This window comes from Achromobacter spanius, from assembly GCF_002966795.1.
Lineage (GTDB): Bacteria > Pseudomonadota > Gammaproteobacteria > Burkholderiales > Burkholderiaceae_B > Achromobacter > Achromobacter spanius_D.
The window spans coordinates 2,758,003-2,775,165 of record NZ_CP023270.1 but is presented as its reverse complement, the minus strand read 5'-3'; the positions used below and the strand labels follow the sequence as shown (position 1 = coordinate 2,775,165).

The following is a 17,163-nucleotide window of genomic DNA, read 5'->3' as shown; positions in this document are numbered from 1 at the left end:
ATGAAACTCCCCAATGCCCTACGCCCTGCTGCTATCGGCAAGTTCGCAGTGACGGCCGTCGTCGTCGCCGCCGCCGCTTACGCCGGCTGGCAGCTTTGGGATCACTATGAAGTTGAACCCTGGACCCGCGATGGCCGCGTCAAGGCCTATGTCGTGCAGGTGGCGCCCGACGTCTCGGGCCTGGTGACCAGCGTGCCGGTGCACGACAACCAGGACGTGAAGGCCGGCGACGTGCTGTTCGAGATCGACCGCGCCCGTTTCCAGCTGGCGTACGACCAGGCCCAGGCCTCGGTGCGGTCGCAGCAGGTTGCGCACGACCAGGCGCTGCGCGATGCCAAGCGCAACCGCTCGCTGGGCCAGCTTGTCGCGGCCGAAGCCGTGGAACAAAGCCAGACCAAGGTGCAGCAGACCGAAGCCGCGCTTGCGCAGGCGCAGGTGCAACTGAACACCGCCCGCCTGAACCTGGAACGCAGCCGAGTCCTGGCCGCCAGCGATGGCCGCATCACCAACCTGGACCTGCGCGCCGGATCCTACGCCACCGCCGGCCACGGCGTGATGGCGCTGGTGGACGCCGGATCGTTCTACGTCGAAGGCTACTTCGAGGAAACCAAGCTGCCCGGCATCCACGAAGGCGACCCCGTCACCGTGACGCTGATGGGCGAACCGCGCCACATCCGCGGCCATGTCGAAAGCATCGCCATGGGCATCGCGGACCGCGACCGCAGCACCGGCGCCAATCTGCTGCCCAACGTGAATCCGACCTTCAACTGGGTCCGTCTTGCGCAGCGCATACCCGTGCGCGTGAAGATCGACGAAGTGCCCGACGGCGTGCGGCTGGTCGCCGGCCAGACCGCCACTGTCTCGGTGGACGACCGCCCGGCACAGACCGCCGCCGCCGCGCCGCACGCGTCCTGACGCCAGCGCGCACCGACCCACTTTTGCGGAAATCCTCAAACCTTTATCGACGCCAAGCCGTACCTGCCATGAACACCAGACTCCTCCTCCCGCTGACGCTGGCCCTCGCGCTGGCCGGATGCGCCGCCGTCGGCCCTGATTACAAGGTGCCGCCGGATGCCGTCTCCCAGCGGCCGAGCGCGCAATCCTCCTTTGTGGAGGCGCAGGCCGGCGTGTACCGGCAAGAGGCAGTCCCCGGCCACTGGTGGCGCCTGTACAACGACCCCGTGCTGGACGGCCTGGTGGAAAAGGCCCTGGCCGCAAACACCGACCTGCGCGTGGCCAGCGCCAATCTGGAACGCGCCCAGGCCGCGCTGCAGGAAACGAAAGCGCAGCAGCAGCCGACGATCGGCGTCAATGCCTCGCCCACGTTCGGCCACGTGTCCGGCTTGCAGGAACTGCAACCCGGCATCGATCCGCCCAACCGCTGGTCGTACTCCACCGGCGCCAGCGTGTCGTATCAGCTGGACCTCTTCGGCCAGATCCGCCGCGCCGTGGAAGCCTCCACCGACGATGCGCAGGCCGCCCAGGCTGCGTACGACGCCACCCGCGTCACCGTCGCGGCCGAAACCGCGCGCGCCTACGCCAACATGTGTGCGGCGGGCATGCAGCTTGCCTCCGCGCAGCATTCCGTGCAGGTGCAGAAGGAATCGGTCGACGCCGTCAGCCGCCTGCAACGCGCCGGCCGCGGCACCGCGCTGGACGTCACGCGGGCCCGCAGCCAGCTCGAACAATTGCAGGCCAACCTACCGCCGTTCCAGGCGCAGCAGCGCACTGCTTTGTACCGCCTGGCCGCGCTGACCGGCCAGACGCCGGGCCAGATTCCGCAAGTCCTGCTGCAATGCGCCAGCGCGCCCAAGCTGACCGAAACCATCCCCGTCGGCGACGGCGCAGAATTGCTGCGCCGCCGTCCCGACATCCGCCAGGCCGAACGCACGCTGGCCGCCTCCACCGCCCGCATCGGCGTGGCCACGGCCGACCTCTACCCCAAGATCACGCTGGGCCTGTCCGCCGCATCCGGCGGCCCGGCCGCCATGTTCGGCGACCGCGGCACCTTCAGCTGGAGCGTGGGCCCACTGATCTCGTGGACGGTCCCCAACACCGGCGCCGCGCAGGCCCGCATCGCCGAAGCCGAAGCCAGCACCAAGGCCGCGGCCGCCCGTTTCGACGCGGCCGTGCTGAACGCCTTGCGCGAAACCGAAAGCGCGCTGGTCGTGTACGCCCGCCAACTGGACCGAGATACCGCCCTGCGCGCGGCCCGCGACCAAAGCGCGGAAGCGGCCTCGCAGGCACGCCGTCTGTTCCAGTACGGCAAGACGGACTATCTGACGGTGCTGGACGCCGAACGCACGCTGGCCACCAATGAAAGCGCGCTGGCCGCGTCGCAGGCGGATCTGAGCAGCGACCAGATTGCGTTGTTCCTGGCGCTGGGCGGCGGCTGGGAGGAGTCCTCCGCCAAAAATTGATTTCCATATTATGGGGATGACATTGCTATCCCCAAACCCCCGCTCCTAGAATCGTCCCAAGCCAATAACTACATCAGACGATTCGAGAGCATCATCCCGGTCAGGCCGGACACGATGCTCGCGGACGGGGACAATTCATAATATGGAACAACCTGCAAGCGCCCGTGACGCGCGCGTGCTGGACAGCATCACCAAGTTGACGCCGCAGGATGCGGGCCGCGTCGTGATCGCCGGGTCTCATGGCGGCAGCTATGCCGCCTACTGCGCGGCGCGCGGTGGCGTGCTGGCCGTCGTCCTGAACGACGCCGGTGTGGGCTGGATGCAAGCCGGCATTGCAGGCCTGGACGATCTGCAACACTGGGGCGTGCCCGCCGCTACCGCAAGCTACCAAAGTTGCCGCATCGGTGACGGCGCGGACATGGCGCGGCACGGCGTTATCAGCTTTGTGAACGCGCTGGCGCAAGACCTGGGCTGCAAACCGGGCATGACCGTAGCCGAGGCCACAGTGAGGCTGGCGCACGCCTCGCCCGACGCCCGTCCGCCCGCCGACGTCAAGGAATCCCGCATCGTATTCAAGACAGGCCCGGACGGCGCCCCACTGGTCGTCGGCGCCGACTCCGTATCGCTGGTGGATTCGCGTGACGACGGCCTGATCGCCATCACGGCCTCGCACGGGGAACGGCTGGCCGGCCTGCAATCGGACGGCGTCCGGGCGTCGCCGCGCCTGGTCACGTTCAACGACGCGGGCATCGGCAAGGACAGCGCCGGGATCGGCCGCCTGCCTTTGCTTGACCAACGCGGCATTGCCGCCCTGACCGTGTCCGCGCACACCGCCCGCATCGGCGACGCCCGTTCCTGCTACGAGGAAGGAACCATCTCTTCGGCCAACGCCCGCGCCCGCGAACTGGGCTGCCGCGTCGGCACACCGCTCAAAACCTTTATCGACGCCCTGCTGAGCGGGCGCGACACCTACTAGGAGCATCACCCGCATGTCCGAGAAACTGGAAATCACCGGCGGCGAAGCCATCGCCCGCATGTTCGCGGCGCACGAGGTCGGCCTGATGTTCGGCATGGGCGGCTTTCAGCTGCTGCCGTTCTATGACGCGGCGCGCCGCCTGAAGCTCAATCACAACCTGATCAACGACGAGCGCTGCGCGGTGTTTGCCGCCGACGCCTACACCAAGGTCAGCGGCCGCCCCGGCGTGTGTGACGCGACGCTGGGTCCGGGCGCGACCAATCTGGTGACCGGCCTGGCCGAAGCCTACAACGCCGGCACGGCGCTGGTGGCGCTGGTTGGCGACTCGCACCGGATGCATTCGTGGAAGAACATGACGCAGGAGGCCAGGCAACTGGAAGTGCTGCGCCCGGTCGTGAAAGACGTGCTGCGCGTGGAGATGGTCGAGCGCATTCCCGAACTGGTGCGTCGTGCCTTTGCCGTGGCGACCAGCGGACGTCCCGGCCCCGTGGTGCTGGACGTGCCTGAAGACATCGCGCACGCCGTCCATGCCTTTGACGCCGACGACTTTTATTCCAGCCCCAACTACCGGCGCTCGCCCGCGCTGCGCTGCCGGCCGTCGGCCGAGGACGTGGCGCAAGCCGCCAGCATGCTGGCCGGCGCCGCCCGCCCGCTGATGCTGTGCGGCGGCGGCGTGCACATCAGCGATGCCGCCGAGACGGTCCAGGCCTTCGCGCGCAAGTTCGGCATCCCCGTCGCCCACACGATGAGCGGCAAGGGCGCGATCGCCTGCAGCGATCCGCTGAACGCGGGTCTGTTCGGCCGCTATAGCCGCATTGCCAACGACCTGATCGCCAAGTCCGATTGCCTGTTCGTCGTCGGCTGCAAGCTGGGCGAAGTGGCGACGCGCCGCTACGACCTGCTGGCCGCGGGCGCGCCGATCATTCATCTGGACATCGTGGCCGAGGAATTCGACCGCACCACCACGCCCGCCCTGCGGCTGTGGGGCGACGTGCGCGCCACGCTGGAAGATCTGGACGCGCGCCTGGCGGCGCTCGGCGAGCCTGCCCGCCAAAGCTACGTAGACGAGGTCGGCCAGGCCATGCACACCTGGCGCGAATCGGTGAACGCCAAGCTGACGTCGGCCGACCGGCCCGTGGGCATGGCGCGGTTGATGCACGAGATCAATGCCTCGCTGCCGGAAGACGGCATCCTGGTGGCGGACGGCGGCTTCGCGGCGCACTGGGGCGGCCTGCTGTTCGACACCAAGCGCGCGGGCCGGGGTTTCGTGCCGGACCGGGGCTTTGCCTCCATTGGCTACGGCATCCCCGGCGCGATCGGCGCGGCCGCGGCGGCGCCCGGACGCCAGGTGGTCAGCCTGACGGGCGACGGCGGCTGCAACATGTCGCTCGGCGAACTGGAAACCGCGGTGCGCATGAAGCTTGCCTTCACGCTGGTCGTGGTCAACAACGCGGCGTCGGGGTACATCAAGGCGCTGCAACACCTGATGTACGGCGCGGGCAGCTACCAGTCTTCGGATCTGGTCGACACCAATTACGCCAACGTGGCGCGCGCGCTGGGCTGCAACGGTATCCGCGTCGAGGATCCCGCCGAGCTGCCGGCCGCGCTGGCAGAGGCGTATGCCTGCAAGGACCGCCCCACCATCCTGGATGTGGTGGTCACGCGCGACCCCGCGCACATGCTGCCGGGCGTGGACAGCCGGGCGGCCAAGATCAAGCCGGGCGACCGCATCGCCTGACGGCAGCGCGCAACGCCTGGTTCGACACACAACAAAATCAAGCAAGGAGACAACCCATCATGAAGCGCAGAACCTGGATCAAGCTGGCGGCCGCCGCTGCAACGCTGTCGCTGGCCGGCGCCGCCGCGGCGCAGGCCACCTACCCCGACCGCCCCATCCGCCTGATCGTGCCCTTCCCGCCCGGTGGCACGTCCGACGTGGTCGGCCGCATCTTTGCCGAGGCGCTGGCCAAGCAGATCGGCCAACCGGTCGTGGTGGAAAACCGGGGCGGCGCGGGAGGCACCGTGGGCAGCCGCGCCGTGGCCTCGGCCGCGCCGGACGGTTATACGCTTCTGCTGGGCACGTCCAGCACCAACGGCACCAATCCCGCCGTGTACAAGAACCTGCCCTACGACGCGGTGAAGGATTTCACGCCGGTCACGCAGATCATCCGGGTGCCGGGCGTGATTGTCGTGAACAAGAATTTTCCGGCCAAGGACTATGCGTCGTTCACCGCGCTGATCAAGGGCGCGCCGGGCAAGTATTCGTACGCGTCGTCCGGCAACGGCGGCGCCACGCACATGGCGATGGAGTACTACAAGTCGCTGTCCGGCCTGGACATGATGCACGTGCCTTACCGTGGCACCGGTCCCGCGCTGAACGACGTGATCGCCGGTCAGGTGCCCATCTTGTGGGATACGGCTGCGTCGTCGATGGCGCACATCCAGTCGGGCAGCCTGCGTCCGATCGTGGTGGCCGCCAAGTCGCGCCTGCCGCAACTGCCGGACGTGCCCACTTTCGCAGAAGTCGGTTTGCCCGACTACGACGCGGAAATGTGGAACGGCCTGCTGGCCCCCGCGGGCCTGCCGAAGGACGTGCTGGCCAAGCTCAACGACGCGTCGCGCAAGGCGCTGGCGGACAAGGATGTGCAGGCCAAGTACGCGGGTGTGGGCGCGTATGTCGTCGCCGACAAGCCCGAGGCCTTTGCCGCGATGATCGAGGACGACGTGGCCAAGTGGAAGAAGGTGGCCGACTTCGCCCACATCTCGGCGGAATGACATGGGCGAGCGGCTGAAAGACAAGGTGGCGCTGGTGTTTGGCGCGGGGTCGTCCGGTCCGGGCTGGGGCAACGGCAAGGCCGCGGCGGCGCTGTATGCGCGCGAAGGCGCGCGGGTCTTCGCGGTGGACGTGAGGGAAGACGCCGCCCGCGAAACCTGCGCCATCATCGAAGCCGAAGGCGGCCGTTGCCAGGCGTTGACCGCCGACGTGACGGACTCCGCGCAGATCCAGGCCGCGGTCGCCGCCGTGCTGGCGGCCGCCGGACGCATCGACGTGCTGCACAACAACGTGGGCATCACCGAAATGGGCGATCCCATCGAAGCCAGCGAGGAAAGCTGGCATCGCGTGCTGGACACCAACCTGACCGGCGTGTTCCTGACCTGCAAGCATGTGCTGCCCGCCATGCTGACGCAGGGCTCGGGCAGCATCGTCAACATTTCGTCGCTGGCCTCGATCCAGGTCAATTCGTATCCGTACACCTCGTACTACGCGGCCAAGGCGGGATTGAACCATCTGACGCGGTCGCTGGCGGTGCGCTACGCGCCGGACAACATCCGCGTGAACGCCGTGCTGCCCGGCGTCATCGACACCCCGTTGATCTACAAGCAGATCGCGGGGCAATTCGACGACGTCGAGGAGATGCGGCGGCGGCGCAATGCCGCCAGTCCGATGGGGCGGATGGGGGATGCGTGGGACGTCGCCCACGCCGCGCTGTTCCTGGCGAGCGACGAAGCCAAGTACATCACCGGCGTCTGCCTGCCGGTGGATGGCGGCAAGGCCTGCGCGGGGCGCTGACGCGCAGCGGGTTTCTAACTGATGCGCCGCACGCGAGCTTGCGCGCGCCGCGCGGCGGTCAGACGCGCGGCGCCAAATCCGCCGACAATTCCGAGGCCGCGCGCTGCAACGCGGCCACCACATCGGTCAGGCGCGCGCCGGAAAGACGTGAGCGGATCGCCGCCACGCTCAATGCCGCCACCACGTGCTGTTCGCGGTCGAACACCGGCACGCCCACGCCCAGCATGTCGGGAATGATGCGGCCCGGGTTGAGCGCATAGCCGTTCTTGCGCGCGGCGGCGATGTCCTCGCGCAGCATGTCGGTGGACGGCAGATCGGGCGCCGCGCTGGCGTCATAGCGCGCCAGGACGCGATCGATATCGTCGTTGGGCAGGAACGCCAGCAGCGCCAGGCTGCCCGCCCCCACGCCCAGCGGGCGGCGGTGGCCGACTTCCAGCGTCAGGATCTTGATGGGAAAGTCGCCGGTCTTGCGGTCGACGCAAACCGCTTCGTGTCCCGAGCGCACCGACAGGAAGCTGGTGTCGCCCGTGGACTGCGCAAGCCGGAGCACGGCGGATTCGGCGATGGCCTTGATGCCGTGCCGGCTCTCGGCGGCCAGCCCCAGGATGTAGGACTCGCGGCCAAGGCTGTAGGTCTTGAGCCGGGGATTGAGCGACAGAAAGCCTTCCTGCAGCAAGGCCGACAGCATGCGGTGCGCGGTGGGCGGCGTCAGGCCGACATCGCGCACGACGTCGGTCAGGCCCACGCCGCGCGCGGGCGCCGCCCCGACGTATTTAAGAATGCGCAGCACGCGGAAGATGCTTTGCGCGCCGCCGACGGCGTCGGCCGCGCGTTGGGGCAAACCTCCCATCAATGCACCGTCGTGCCGTCCGGCGGCGTCTGGTTCAGGCCCAGCGCGGCCTCCCAGCTGCGCAGCGGCACGCAGGTCTGCAGGCGGACGATGGCGCGCTGGATCAGGGCGGGATGCAGTTCGTGGCCGACATGGGTGGCGATGTCGATGGTGGAGTCGCCGTGCAGTTCGGCCAGGCGGGCCTGCGCCGCCTGCGCCTGCGACACGCTCATGACCGCGTCGTCGGCGCCGTGCAGCAGATGAATCGTGGTGTATAGCGGGGCGTTCTTGGGCAGTTGCGCGTAGCGCCCCGAGAATGCGATGACGCGGCCGGCCATGCCGTCGTGCGCCTGCACCAGTTCCAGCGCCATGATGGCGCCCTGCGAAAAGCCGGCCACCGCGGTGTCGGACTGCAGCAGGCCGAAGCGCGCCTGGGCTTGCCGCACATAGGTTTCCAGCTGCGGCATGGCCTGGGCCACGCGCTCGGCGCGGTTGTCTTCGGTGACGCCGCGCACCGAGAACCACTGCCGGCCCGCGCCGCCGCCGTCAAAGGCCTCGAAACCTTCGGGGATCAGCACGGCCGCGGTTGGAAAGGCCGCGCGCACCGCCTGGGCCAGGGGCTCCAGGCTGGCGGGCGATCCGCCCACGCCGTGCAGCAGGATGAAGAGCTGGCGCACGTCGACGCCCGGGTCGGGAAGAAATTCGATAGAACTGGAAGACGCCATGAAACTGCTCCGTGCTGGCCTGGGACGGTGGGACTGCGCCCCGAATGCCGCATTGTAAAATGCGCCGCGCCCGGCATCGTACCGATGACGCTGGCCACCAATACACCTTGTAATGCACACACCGAACATCGACTCGGGCGCAGCCGCGCCTGCCAGCAGCACTGCCACCAACACTGCCAGCAATACAGCCAGCAACAATCAGCTGCACCGCGTGCTGAAGGCGCGCCACCTCACGATGATAGCGCTGGGCGGGGCCATCGGCACCGGCCTGTTCGTCGCTTCCGGCGCGGCCATCGCGCAAGCGGGTCCCGGCGGCGCGCTGATGGTCTATCTGGTGATCGGCCTGATGGTGTACTTCATCATGACCAGCCTGGGCGAGCTTGCCACGTTCATGCCGGTGTCGGGCTCGTTCTGCACCTATGCGTCGCGCTACGTGGATCCGGGCTTCGGCTTTGCGCTGGGCTGGAATTTCTGGGTCAGCTGGGCCACGGTGGTGGCGGTGGACGTGGTGGCGGCGCAGCTTGTCATGGCGTACTGGCTGCCGGACACGCCAGGATGGATATGGAGCGTGGCCTTCCTGGCGCTGACCTTCGGGCTGAACGCATTCTCGGCGCGCAGCTTCGGCGAGGCGGAATACTGGTTCGCCATCATCAAGGTGGTGGCGGTGCTGTGCTTCATCGTGGTGGGCGTGGCGATGCTGGCCGGCATCATCCACGGCGGCGGGCCGGTGGGCCTGGACAACTGGAAGGTGGGCGACGCGCCCTTCGTCGGCAACGCGGCGACGTGGGTGGGCGTGGCGATGGTGGTGGCCTACTCCTTTCAGGGCACCGAACTGGTGGGCGTGGCGGCCGGCGAATCCGAAAACCCCCGTCGCAACGTACCGCGCGCGATCAACAGCGTGTTCTGGCGCATCCTGCTGTTCTATGTGCTGGCCATTTTGATCATCGGCCTCTTGGTGCCCTACACCGACCCGCAATTGCTGCGCAACGAGGTCGAGGACATCGCCGTCAGCCCCTTCACGCTGGTGTTCGAGCACGCGGGCCTGCTGTCGGCAGCCACGGTGATGAACGCGGTGATCCTGACCTCGGTGCTGTCGGCCGGCAATTCGGGCATGTATGCGGCAACGCGGATGCTGTTCAACATGGCGGCCGAGGGCCAGGCGCCCGCGCTCTTCAAGCGGCTGACCCCGCGCGGCGTGCCGCTGTATGCGCTGCTGGCCACGACGCTGCTGGCGTGCCTGTGTCTGTTCAGCGTGGTGTACAGCCCGAAGGCCGTCTACATCTGGCTGCTCAATTTCGCGGGCATGACGGAGTTCATCGTGTGGCTGAGCATTGCGGTCAGCCATTACCGCTTCCGCCAGGGCTATGTAAAGCACGGCTACGACACCGCCAACCTGCCCTACAAGGCGGGACTTTTTCCGTTCGGGCCGCTCTTGGCGTTCGTGCTGTGTCTGGTGGTCACGCTGGGACAGAACTACCAGGCGTTCCTGGAAGAGCGCATCGACTGGATCGGCGTGGTGTCGACGTACCTGGCCATTCCGCTGTTCCTGGGACTGTGGATCGGCCACCGGCTGCTGCGCGGCTCGCGCTGGGTGAAATACCAGGACATGCGGTTCTAGCACTTTTCGGGGGGCCCTCTTCGGGGGCACTTTTCGATACCTCCGGCCGGCGCAAAGCCCGGTACAATACTGTATATTCATACAGGTATTGAGCCCCAGGCGCTTTCGCCATGCAGTCCCCCGAACACATCCATCCCGCGTTGTGGCGCGCCACGCAGTTGGCCAAAGGCGCCGCACGCACCCTGCCAACCGGGCATGCGGCGCTGTCGGCCGAGCTGCCGGATAACGGCTGGCCGCTCGGATCGCTCGTCGAACTGCTCACCCCCCATCCCGGCATCGGAGAAATCCGCCTGCTGCGTCCCGCGCTGGCCCAACTGGAAACGCGGCGGCCCATCGCTCTGGTGCAGCCGCCGCACGTGCCGCACATCGCCAGCTGGATGAGCTGGCGGCTGGATCCCCGGCAACTGCTCTGGGTGGCGCCCGAAAAGCCGGTCGATGCACTGTGGGCCAGCGAACAGATCCTGAAAAACGCCAGTTGCGGCGCGCTGATCTGCTGGCTGCCCCACGTGCGCCCCGAATCCCTGCGCCGCCTGCATCTGGCCGCCCAGGCCAGCGACCTGCTGTTCATCGCCGTGCGCCCGTCCCGCGCCGCGCAGACCGCCACGCCCGCCGCCCTGCGGCTGGCGCTGGCGCCCGCGCCCGGCGGCCTGTCCGTCCATATCCTGAAGCGCCGGGGGCCTGTCTGCGACACCCCGCTGTACGTGGGCCTGGAGCCCGGCGCGCTTACCCCCTCTTCGCCCCGCCATGCGCCTCTGGATCGCCGCCTACCTGCGCTGCCTGCCGCTGGACGCCCTACGCCCGCACTGGCCGCATGAACAGGAGGCGTTCGCCGTTCTGGATCAGGAACGGGTCGCCGCCCTGACACCCGCCGCCCGCCAGGCCGGCGTGACGCCCGGCATGCGCCGCGCGGGCGCGGCGGCCATCGCCCCCGGCGTGGAACTGCTGCCCCGCAATGCGCTGGCCGAGGCCGAGGCCCTGCAGGGCGCGGCGCTGGCCCTCTTGCAGTACACCCCCGAAATCGCCCTGGCCGACGGCGACACCGTGCTGCTGAACGTGGGCGCCAGCCTGATGTTCTTCCGCGGGCCGCGGGCGCTGAGCCGCCGGGTGGCCGCCACGCTGCGGGCGCTGGATCTGCGGGTGTCGCTGGGCATGGCGCCCACGGCCAAGGGCGCCTGGCTGCTGGCGCGGCGCGCCGGCCGGCGCGTCCCCCGCCGCACACTGAAGCTGCCCACCCTGGCGCGGCGGCTCGATGCCCTGCCGCTGTCGCTGCTGCCCCAGGCGCAAGACCGCCGCAACTGGCTGGACGACATCGGCTGCCACACGCTGGCGCACCTGCGCGCCCTGCCCCGCGCGGGCCTGCAGCGGCGCAGCGCGCCCGACCTGCTGCAGGCGCTGGATGCCGCCTACGGCCAGTTGCCCGAACTCTACCGCTGGCTCGAACCGCCCAACCAGTTTTCGCGGCGGATCGAGCTCATGGACTATATGGAAAACACCAGCGCCGTGCTGGCCGTGGCGGGCCGGCTGGCCGAGCAGCTGGGCGGCTGGCTGACCGCCCGGCAACTGGCCGTGCAGCGCGTGGTGCTCAGCATGGACCACGAACGCGGCCGCCACGCCCGCCCGCCCACCGAACTCGAAGTGGCCCTGGCCCAGCCCATCTGGCAGGCGCAGCAGCTGCTGCATCTGCTGCGCGAAAAGCTCAACCACTTCACGCTGGAAGCCCCCGTCATCGCCGTGACGCTGCACGCGCCCGACACCGTCGAGCAGCCCGCCGCCAGCACCACGCTGTTTCCCGAGCCGGGCGGCACCGCCGCCGACCACGCGCGGCTGCTGGACCTGCTGGCGGCGCGGCTGGGCCGCGACCGGGTGCGCCATGCCCAGCCCACCGCCGACCACCGTCCCGAAGCCGCCAACGCGTGGGGCGACGCGCTGGCCGCGCCCGAACGTCCCGCCCCCCTGCCGCCGCTGCTCGACCGCCCGTTCTGGCTGCTGGAAACCCCGCAGCCCCTCAAGCTGTCGGGTCATCGCCCCCACTACGCCGGCCAGGCGCTGCGCCTGATGCGCGGCCCCGAACGCATCGAAAGCGGCTGGTGGGACCCCGCCCTGACCGTGCGCGATTACTTCGTCGCCGAAGACGCGGCCGGCGCGCGCTACTGGATCTACCGCGAGCGCGACGCCGAGGACGCGCGCTGGTTCCTGCACGGACTGTACGCCTGACATGCGCATGGACGACGACGCCCCCGATCCGCTGGACCCGGCCGAGGTCCTGGCCCAGTTGCCCGGCTATGCCGAGCTGCAATGCCAGTCCAATTTTTCGTTCCTGCAAGGCGCCTCGCACCCCGAGGAACTGGCCGCGCGGGCCGCCGAGCTCGGCTACGCCGCGCTGGCCCTGACCGACGAGTGCTCGCTGGCGGGCGTGGTGCGGGCCCACACCGAAGCCAAGACCCTCAAGCTGCCGTTCATCGTCGGCGCCACGTTCCAGCTGCGCGCCGCGCCCGACGCCGCGCCGCTCGGCCTGACCCTGCTGGCGCAGACGCGCGAAGGCTACGGCAACCTGTCGGAATTCATCACGCTGGGCCGCACCCGGGCGCCCAAGGGCGAGTACCGGCTTTCCCCGCAAGACCTTGCCGATCCGCCGGCCGGCAACGCGCACCTGCGCAGTCTGCCGGAATGCCTGGCCATCCTGACGCCCGCCTACGGCACCGACGCCGACCGCATGGCCGACCAGGCCCGCTGGCTGGCGCGCGTCTTTCCGGGCCGCGCGTGGGTGGGGCTGAACCTGCTGCACCAGTCGCGCGACGACCTGCATCGCGCCGCCGTCGAGCACGCGGCCCAGGCCTCGCAACTGCCGATCGTGGCGGTCGGCCAGGTGCAGATGCATGTCCGCTCGCGCAAGCCGCTGCACGACACGCTGACCGGCATCCGCACCCGCCAGCAGGTGTCGCAATGCGGCTACGAACTCTCGGGCAATGCCGAACAGCACCTGCGCAGCCGCATGCGGCTGGCCAGCCTGTATCCGCCCGAGGCGCTGGCGCAGACCCTGGCGGTGGCTCGCCGCTGCACGTTTTCGCTGGACGAGCTGCATTACGAATACCCCGACGAGATCGTGCCGCCCGGCCACACGCCGGCCAGCTACCTGCGCCAGGAAGCGCTGGCCGGGGCGGACCGGCGCTTTCCCCAGGGCGTGCCCGACAGCGTCACGGCGCAGATCGACAAGGAACTGGAGCTCATCGCGGACCTCAACTATGAGGCCTACTTCCTGACCGTCTACGACATCGTGCAGTTCGCCCGCAAGGCCGGCATCCTGTGCCAGGGCCGGGGCTCGGCCGCCAACTCCGCCGTGTGCTATTGCCTGGGCATCACGGCGGTGGACCCCCAACGCGGCAACAACCTGTTCGAACGCTTCATCAGCAAGGAACGCAACGAGCCGCCCGACATCGACGTCGACTTCGAACACCAACGCCGCGAAGAAGTCATCCAGTACATCTACGGCAAATACGGCCGTGACCGCGCCGCCCTGACGGCGGTGGTCATCTCGTACCGGCCGCGCAGCGTGCTGCGCGATACGGGGCGCGCGCTGGGCGTGGACCCGGGCGTCATCGACGCCGTGGCCCGCGCCCACCAATGGTGGGACGGCAAGAAGGAAATGCTGCGCACGCTGGGCGCCTGCGGCCTGGACCCGGAATCCCAGGTGGCGCGCCAGTGGGCATCGCTGGCGCAGACCATGATGGGCTTTCCGCGCCATCTGTCGCAGCATCCGGGCGGCTTCGTCATTTCACGCGGCAAGCTCTCGCGGCTGGTGCCCATCGAGAACGCCGCCATGGAAGACCGCAGCGTCGTGCAATGGGACAAGGACGACCTGGACGCCCTGAAGCTGCTGAAGGTCGACGTCCTGGCGCTGGGCATGCTGTCGGCCCTGCGCCGCACGCTTGAACTGGCCAGCCAGCGCCGCGGCCAGCCGCTGGCCTTGCAGGACATCCCCGAAGGCGACACCCCGACCTACGACATGATCTGCGACGCCGACACCATCGGCGTCTTCCAGATCGAATCGCGCGCCCAGATGACGATGCTGCCGCGCCTGCGTCCGCGCGAATACTACGACCTGGTGGTGCAGGTGGCCATTGTGCGCCCGGGACCGATCCAGGGCGGCATGGTCCACCCCTACCTGCGGCGGCGCCAGGGCAAGGAAGACGAAACCTACCCCAGCGAAAAAGTGCGCGGCGTGCTCAGCCGCACCATGGGCGTGCCCATCTTCCAGGAACAGGTCATGCAGATCGCCGTCGTGGCCGCCGGTTTCTCGCCCGGCGAGGCCGACCAGTTGCGCCGGTCGATGGCGGCCTGGCGGCGCAAGGGCGGCGTGGACAAGTTCCGCGTCAAGCTGGTGGGCGGGCTGCTGGCGCACGGCTACACGCTGGATTTTGCCGAAGCCCTGTTCCGCCAGGTGGAAGGGTTTGGCGAATACGGCTTCCCGGAAAGCCATGCCGCCAGCTTCGCCCTGTTGGCGTATGCCAGTTCCTGGCTCAAGCGCCACGAACCGGAAGCCTTTCTGGCCGCCCTGCTCAATTCCCAGCCCATGGGGTTCTACGCGCCCGCGCAACTGGTGCAGGACGCGCGCCGCCACGGCGTCTGCGTACTGCCTGCGGACGTCACGGTGAGCGGCTGGGATTCCGTGCTGGAAACGCTGCCCGACGGGCATCCGGGCGCCCGCCGCCGCCCTCACCCCCACGCACCGTCCGCAGAGGCGTCGGGCGTCGATACGTCGGGCGTATCGACGCCCCGCCCCGCCGTGCGGCTGGGACTCAGCCTGCTGCAGGGCATGCGCGAGGACACCGCCCGCCGCATCGAGGCCGCCCGGGCCGACGCGCCCTTTGCCAACACCGCCGACCTCGCCCGCCGCGCCGGCCTGAACCGCCACGACCTGAACGCGCTGGCCGCGGGCGACGCGCTGCGCACCCTGGCTGGCCACCGGCGCCAGGCCAGCTGGGAGGCCGCGGCCAGCGTGCAAAGCCGCGACCTGCTGCGGGACGCCGAAATCGTGGACGCCCAGGCCCCGCAACTGTCCGCCCCGTCGGAGAGCCAGACCGTGGCCGCCGACTACCGCAGCGTCGGCCTGACCCTCCACAGCCATCCCGTATCGCTGCTGCGCCCCCAACTGGCCGCACGCAACTTCCAGCCCGCCTCGGTGCTGAACGACTATCCCAACAAGCGCGTCGCGCGCGCCTGCGGCATCGTCACCGTGCGCCAGCGCCCCCAGACCTCCAAGGGCGTCATCTTCGTGACCCTCGAAGACGAGACCGGCCCGGTCAACGTGGTGGTCCGGCCCGAACTGATCGAACGCCAGCGCCGCGAACTGCTGGGCGCCACCCTGCTGGGGGTGTTCGGATCCTGGCAAAGCGTGGACGGCGTGCGCCACCTGATCGCGCAGCGGCTGGTCGACATGTCCGACCTGCTGGGCGGGCTGACATCGCAGAGCCGCGATTTCCACTGAGGATGCGCGGCCAGCAGCCCGCCGCTGTTGCCCGGTTGCACACGCCCGCGGCACCTTGAGCACAGCGCCTCGCCGCTGGTCTATCATGGCTTTTTGTCCGCTCGTTGTAAGGAGTCCTACATGATCCGCAAGCTGATCCCCTTCCTGCTGGTTGCCAGCCTGGCTGCGTGCGCCAATACCGGTGGTTCGCGCACGTCCAGCGCGCCGGCTTCCAGCGATTCGAGCGCGTCCTCTTCATCGAGCACCGGCGCCGGCGCTTCCTACGGTTCGTCTTCGGCCATGCCCGGCAGCAGCACCGGCAAGAGCTGCGATGCTGGCGCCCTGCAATCGCAGATCGGCCAGAAAGCCACGCCCTCCCTCATGGAAGACATGCGCACGCGCAGCGGCAGCGCCACCGCGCGCATGCTGCGCCCGGGCCAGCTTGTCACCATGGAATACAACAACACCCGCCTGAACCTCATCGTCGACGACAAGGATGTGATGACGGCGATCCGCTGCGGTTAAATCCGCCCCTCGGCCGGACCCTGGTCCGGCCCCTCGCCTTCTGCCTCGATGGGCCGCGCCGCCGGCGGCACATGGGGCAGAAACGCCCCCGCCACCTCGAACGCGCATTCCTCGCGCGCAATGTCGATCACCCGGGATACCACCGGATTGACGATGTTCTTCTTGTGCACCGCGTAGTAGTTGATGGTCGGCAGGTCCGGCTGCACATTCAGCTGGCACAGCGCCCCCCGGGCCACCAGCGGCGCGAAGTACGCGCCCGGCAGATAGCTGATACCCAACCCCAGCATCGTCAATTGGGCCATCATGCCCAGGCTGTTGCAGGTCAGCACCCGTTTGACCGGCATCCCCTGCTCCGCGAACCACGCGTCATACAGGTGCGATAGCGCCGAATTGGTGGGCTGGGAAATCACCGGATACGGCGCCAGGTCCTGCGGCGTCAGCGCGGCGGAAAAATCGATGTCCAGCGCCGGACTGGCCATCCAGACATTGGTGACCGCCCCCAGGTGCGTGCAATCGTACTGGTAACCCCAGAACGGGCCCGGCATGATCGCCAGATCCAGTTCGTCCTGCTCCAACCGCTCGTAAAGGGTGATGCCGCCATCGATCTCGGGCATCAATTGCACGCGCGGGTAGCGCTGGCTGATCTGCTTGATCAGCCCCGCCAGCCAGGTCATGCCGACCAGTTCGGTCACGCCCAGGCGCACCACGCCTTCGAAGCTGGCCGGATCGGCCATGTTCTGGACGATCCGGCTGTTCAGCTCCAGCATCTGGCTGGCCAATTCGAACAGCTTGCGGCCCTGCGGGGTCATCAGGAGTTTCTTGGCGCGCCGCTCGAACAGGGGCGAGCCGGCAAAGGCCTCGAGCTCCCCCACCCGTTTGGCCACGGCCGATTGGGTGGTGTGCAGCTTGCGCGACGACGCGCTGAAGCTGCCCAGTTCGGAACTCCAGTAGAAGGCCTCCAGTTGCTTGAGGGTGTACATCGCCGCGGTCGAAGAAAAGCGCATGGAAACCCCAGACATTACCACCGCGGCCGAT

General features: G+C 68.8%; 14 protein-coding genes. 11 read left to right on the top strand and 3 right to left on the bottom strand.

Going from position 1 to position 17,163, the window contains the following annotated elements; all coding sequences use genetic code 11:
- The 6 genes from CLM73_RS12415 to CLM73_RS12390 all read left to right on the top strand — a co-directional run bounded on the left by CLM73_RS12415 (nucleotide 1) and on the right by CLM73_RS12390 (nucleotide 6,967).
- Nucleotides 1-915, top strand: a complete 915-nt coding sequence (locus CLM73_RS12415; RefSeq protein WP_105238697.1) for an HlyD family secretion protein — start codon at nucleotides 1-3, stop codon at nucleotides 913-915.
- 68 nt (nucleotides 916-983) lie between these two features.
- Nucleotides 984-2,420, top strand: coding sequence for an efflux transporter outer membrane subunit (locus tag CLM73_RS12410; RefSeq protein ID WP_105238696.1), 1,437 nt, complete (start codon nucleotides 984-986; stop codon nucleotides 2,418-2,420).
- 142 nt (nucleotides 2,421-2,562) lie between these two features.
- Nucleotides 2,563-3,396 (top strand): hypothetical protein, encoded by an 834-nt coding sequence (locus CLM73_RS12405; protein ID WP_105238695.1) that lies wholly within the window; start codon nucleotides 2,563-2,565, stop codon nucleotides 3,394-3,396.
- A 13-nt stretch (nucleotides 3,397-3,409) separates the two neighbouring features.
- Complete coding sequence (locus CLM73_RS12400; RefSeq protein ID WP_105238694.1) at nucleotides 3,410-5,134, top strand: thiamine pyrophosphate-binding protein; 1,725 nt, start codon at nucleotides 3,410-3,412, stop codon at nucleotides 5,132-5,134.
- Between the two features lie 59 nt (nucleotides 5,135-5,193).
- A complete protein-coding gene (locus CLM73_RS12395; RefSeq protein WP_105238693.1) occupies nucleotides 5,194-6,171 on the top strand; it encodes a Bug family tripartite tricarboxylate transporter substrate binding protein in 978 nt (325 codons plus the stop codon).
- Between the two features lies 1 nt (nucleotide 6,172).
- Nucleotides 6,173-6,967: an SDR family NAD(P)-dependent oxidoreductase gene (locus CLM73_RS12390; RefSeq protein ID WP_105238692.1), complete on the top strand. Its 795-nt coding sequence runs from the start codon at nucleotides 6,173-6,175 to the stop codon at nucleotides 6,965-6,967.
- Between the two features lie 58 nt (nucleotides 6,968-7,025).
- Here CLM73_RS12390 and CLM73_RS12385 read toward each other — a convergent pair whose 3' ends face one another.
- Nucleotides 7,026-7,817 (bottom strand): IclR family transcriptional regulator, encoded by a 792-nt coding sequence (locus tag CLM73_RS12385; protein ID WP_056560612.1) that lies wholly within the window; start codon nucleotides 7,815-7,817, stop codon nucleotides 7,026-7,028.
- Complete coding sequence (gene ypfH / locus CLM73_RS12380; RefSeq protein ID WP_105238691.1) at nucleotides 7,817-8,521, bottom strand: esterase; 705 nt, start codon at nucleotides 8,519-8,521, stop codon at nucleotides 7,817-7,819. Before ypfH ends, CLM73_RS12385 begins: the two co-directional genes overlap by 1 nt.
- A 112-nt stretch (nucleotides 8,522-8,633) precedes the next feature.
- Between ypfH and CLM73_RS12375 the strand changes: the two genes are divergently transcribed.
- The 5 genes from CLM73_RS12375 (at nucleotide 8,634) to CLM73_RS12355 (ending at nucleotide 16,128) form a co-directional block, all read left to right on the top strand.
- Nucleotides 8,634-10,139 (top strand): amino acid permease, encoded by a 1,506-nt coding sequence (locus CLM73_RS12375; protein WP_105238690.1) that lies wholly within the window; start codon nucleotides 8,634-8,636, stop codon nucleotides 10,137-10,139.
- A gap of 110 nt (nucleotides 10,140-10,249) precedes the next feature.
- Nucleotides 10,250-10,954 carry a translesion DNA synthesis-associated protein ImuA gene (imuA, locus tag CLM73_RS12370; RefSeq protein ID WP_105238689.1) on the top strand — a complete coding sequence of 235 codons (705 nt, stop codon included), beginning with the start codon at nucleotides 10,250-10,252 and terminating at the stop codon, nucleotides 10,952-10,954.
- The gene (locus CLM73_RS12365; protein WP_105238688.1) at nucleotides 10,884-12,353 is read left to right on the top strand and encodes a Y-family DNA polymerase; all 1,470 of its coding nucleotides are present in this window, start codon (nucleotides 10,884-10,886) and stop codon (nucleotides 12,351-12,353) included. Before imuA ends, CLM73_RS12365 begins: the two co-directional genes overlap by 71 nt.
- Nucleotide 12,354: 1 nt before the next feature.
- Nucleotides 12,355-15,624, top strand: coding sequence for an error-prone DNA polymerase (locus CLM73_RS12360; RefSeq protein ID WP_199778288.1), 3,270 nt, complete (start codon nucleotides 12,355-12,357; stop codon nucleotides 15,622-15,624).
- A gap of 120 nt (nucleotides 15,625-15,744) precedes the next feature.
- On the top strand, nucleotides 15,745-16,128 hold the full coding sequence (locus tag CLM73_RS12355) for an I78 family peptidase inhibitor (protein WP_105238687.1): 384 nt from the start codon (nucleotides 15,745-15,747) through the stop codon (nucleotides 16,126-16,128).
- Here the strand turns inward: CLM73_RS12355 and CLM73_RS12350 are convergent.
- On the bottom strand, nucleotides 16,125-17,147 hold the full coding sequence (locus CLM73_RS12350; RefSeq protein ID WP_418904937.1) for a LysR family transcriptional regulator: 1,023 nt from the start codon (nucleotides 17,145-17,147) through the stop codon (nucleotides 16,125-16,127). The genes CLM73_RS12355 and CLM73_RS12350 overlap by 4 nt on opposite strands.
- Between the last annotated feature and the right edge of the window lie 16 nt (nucleotides 17,148-17,163).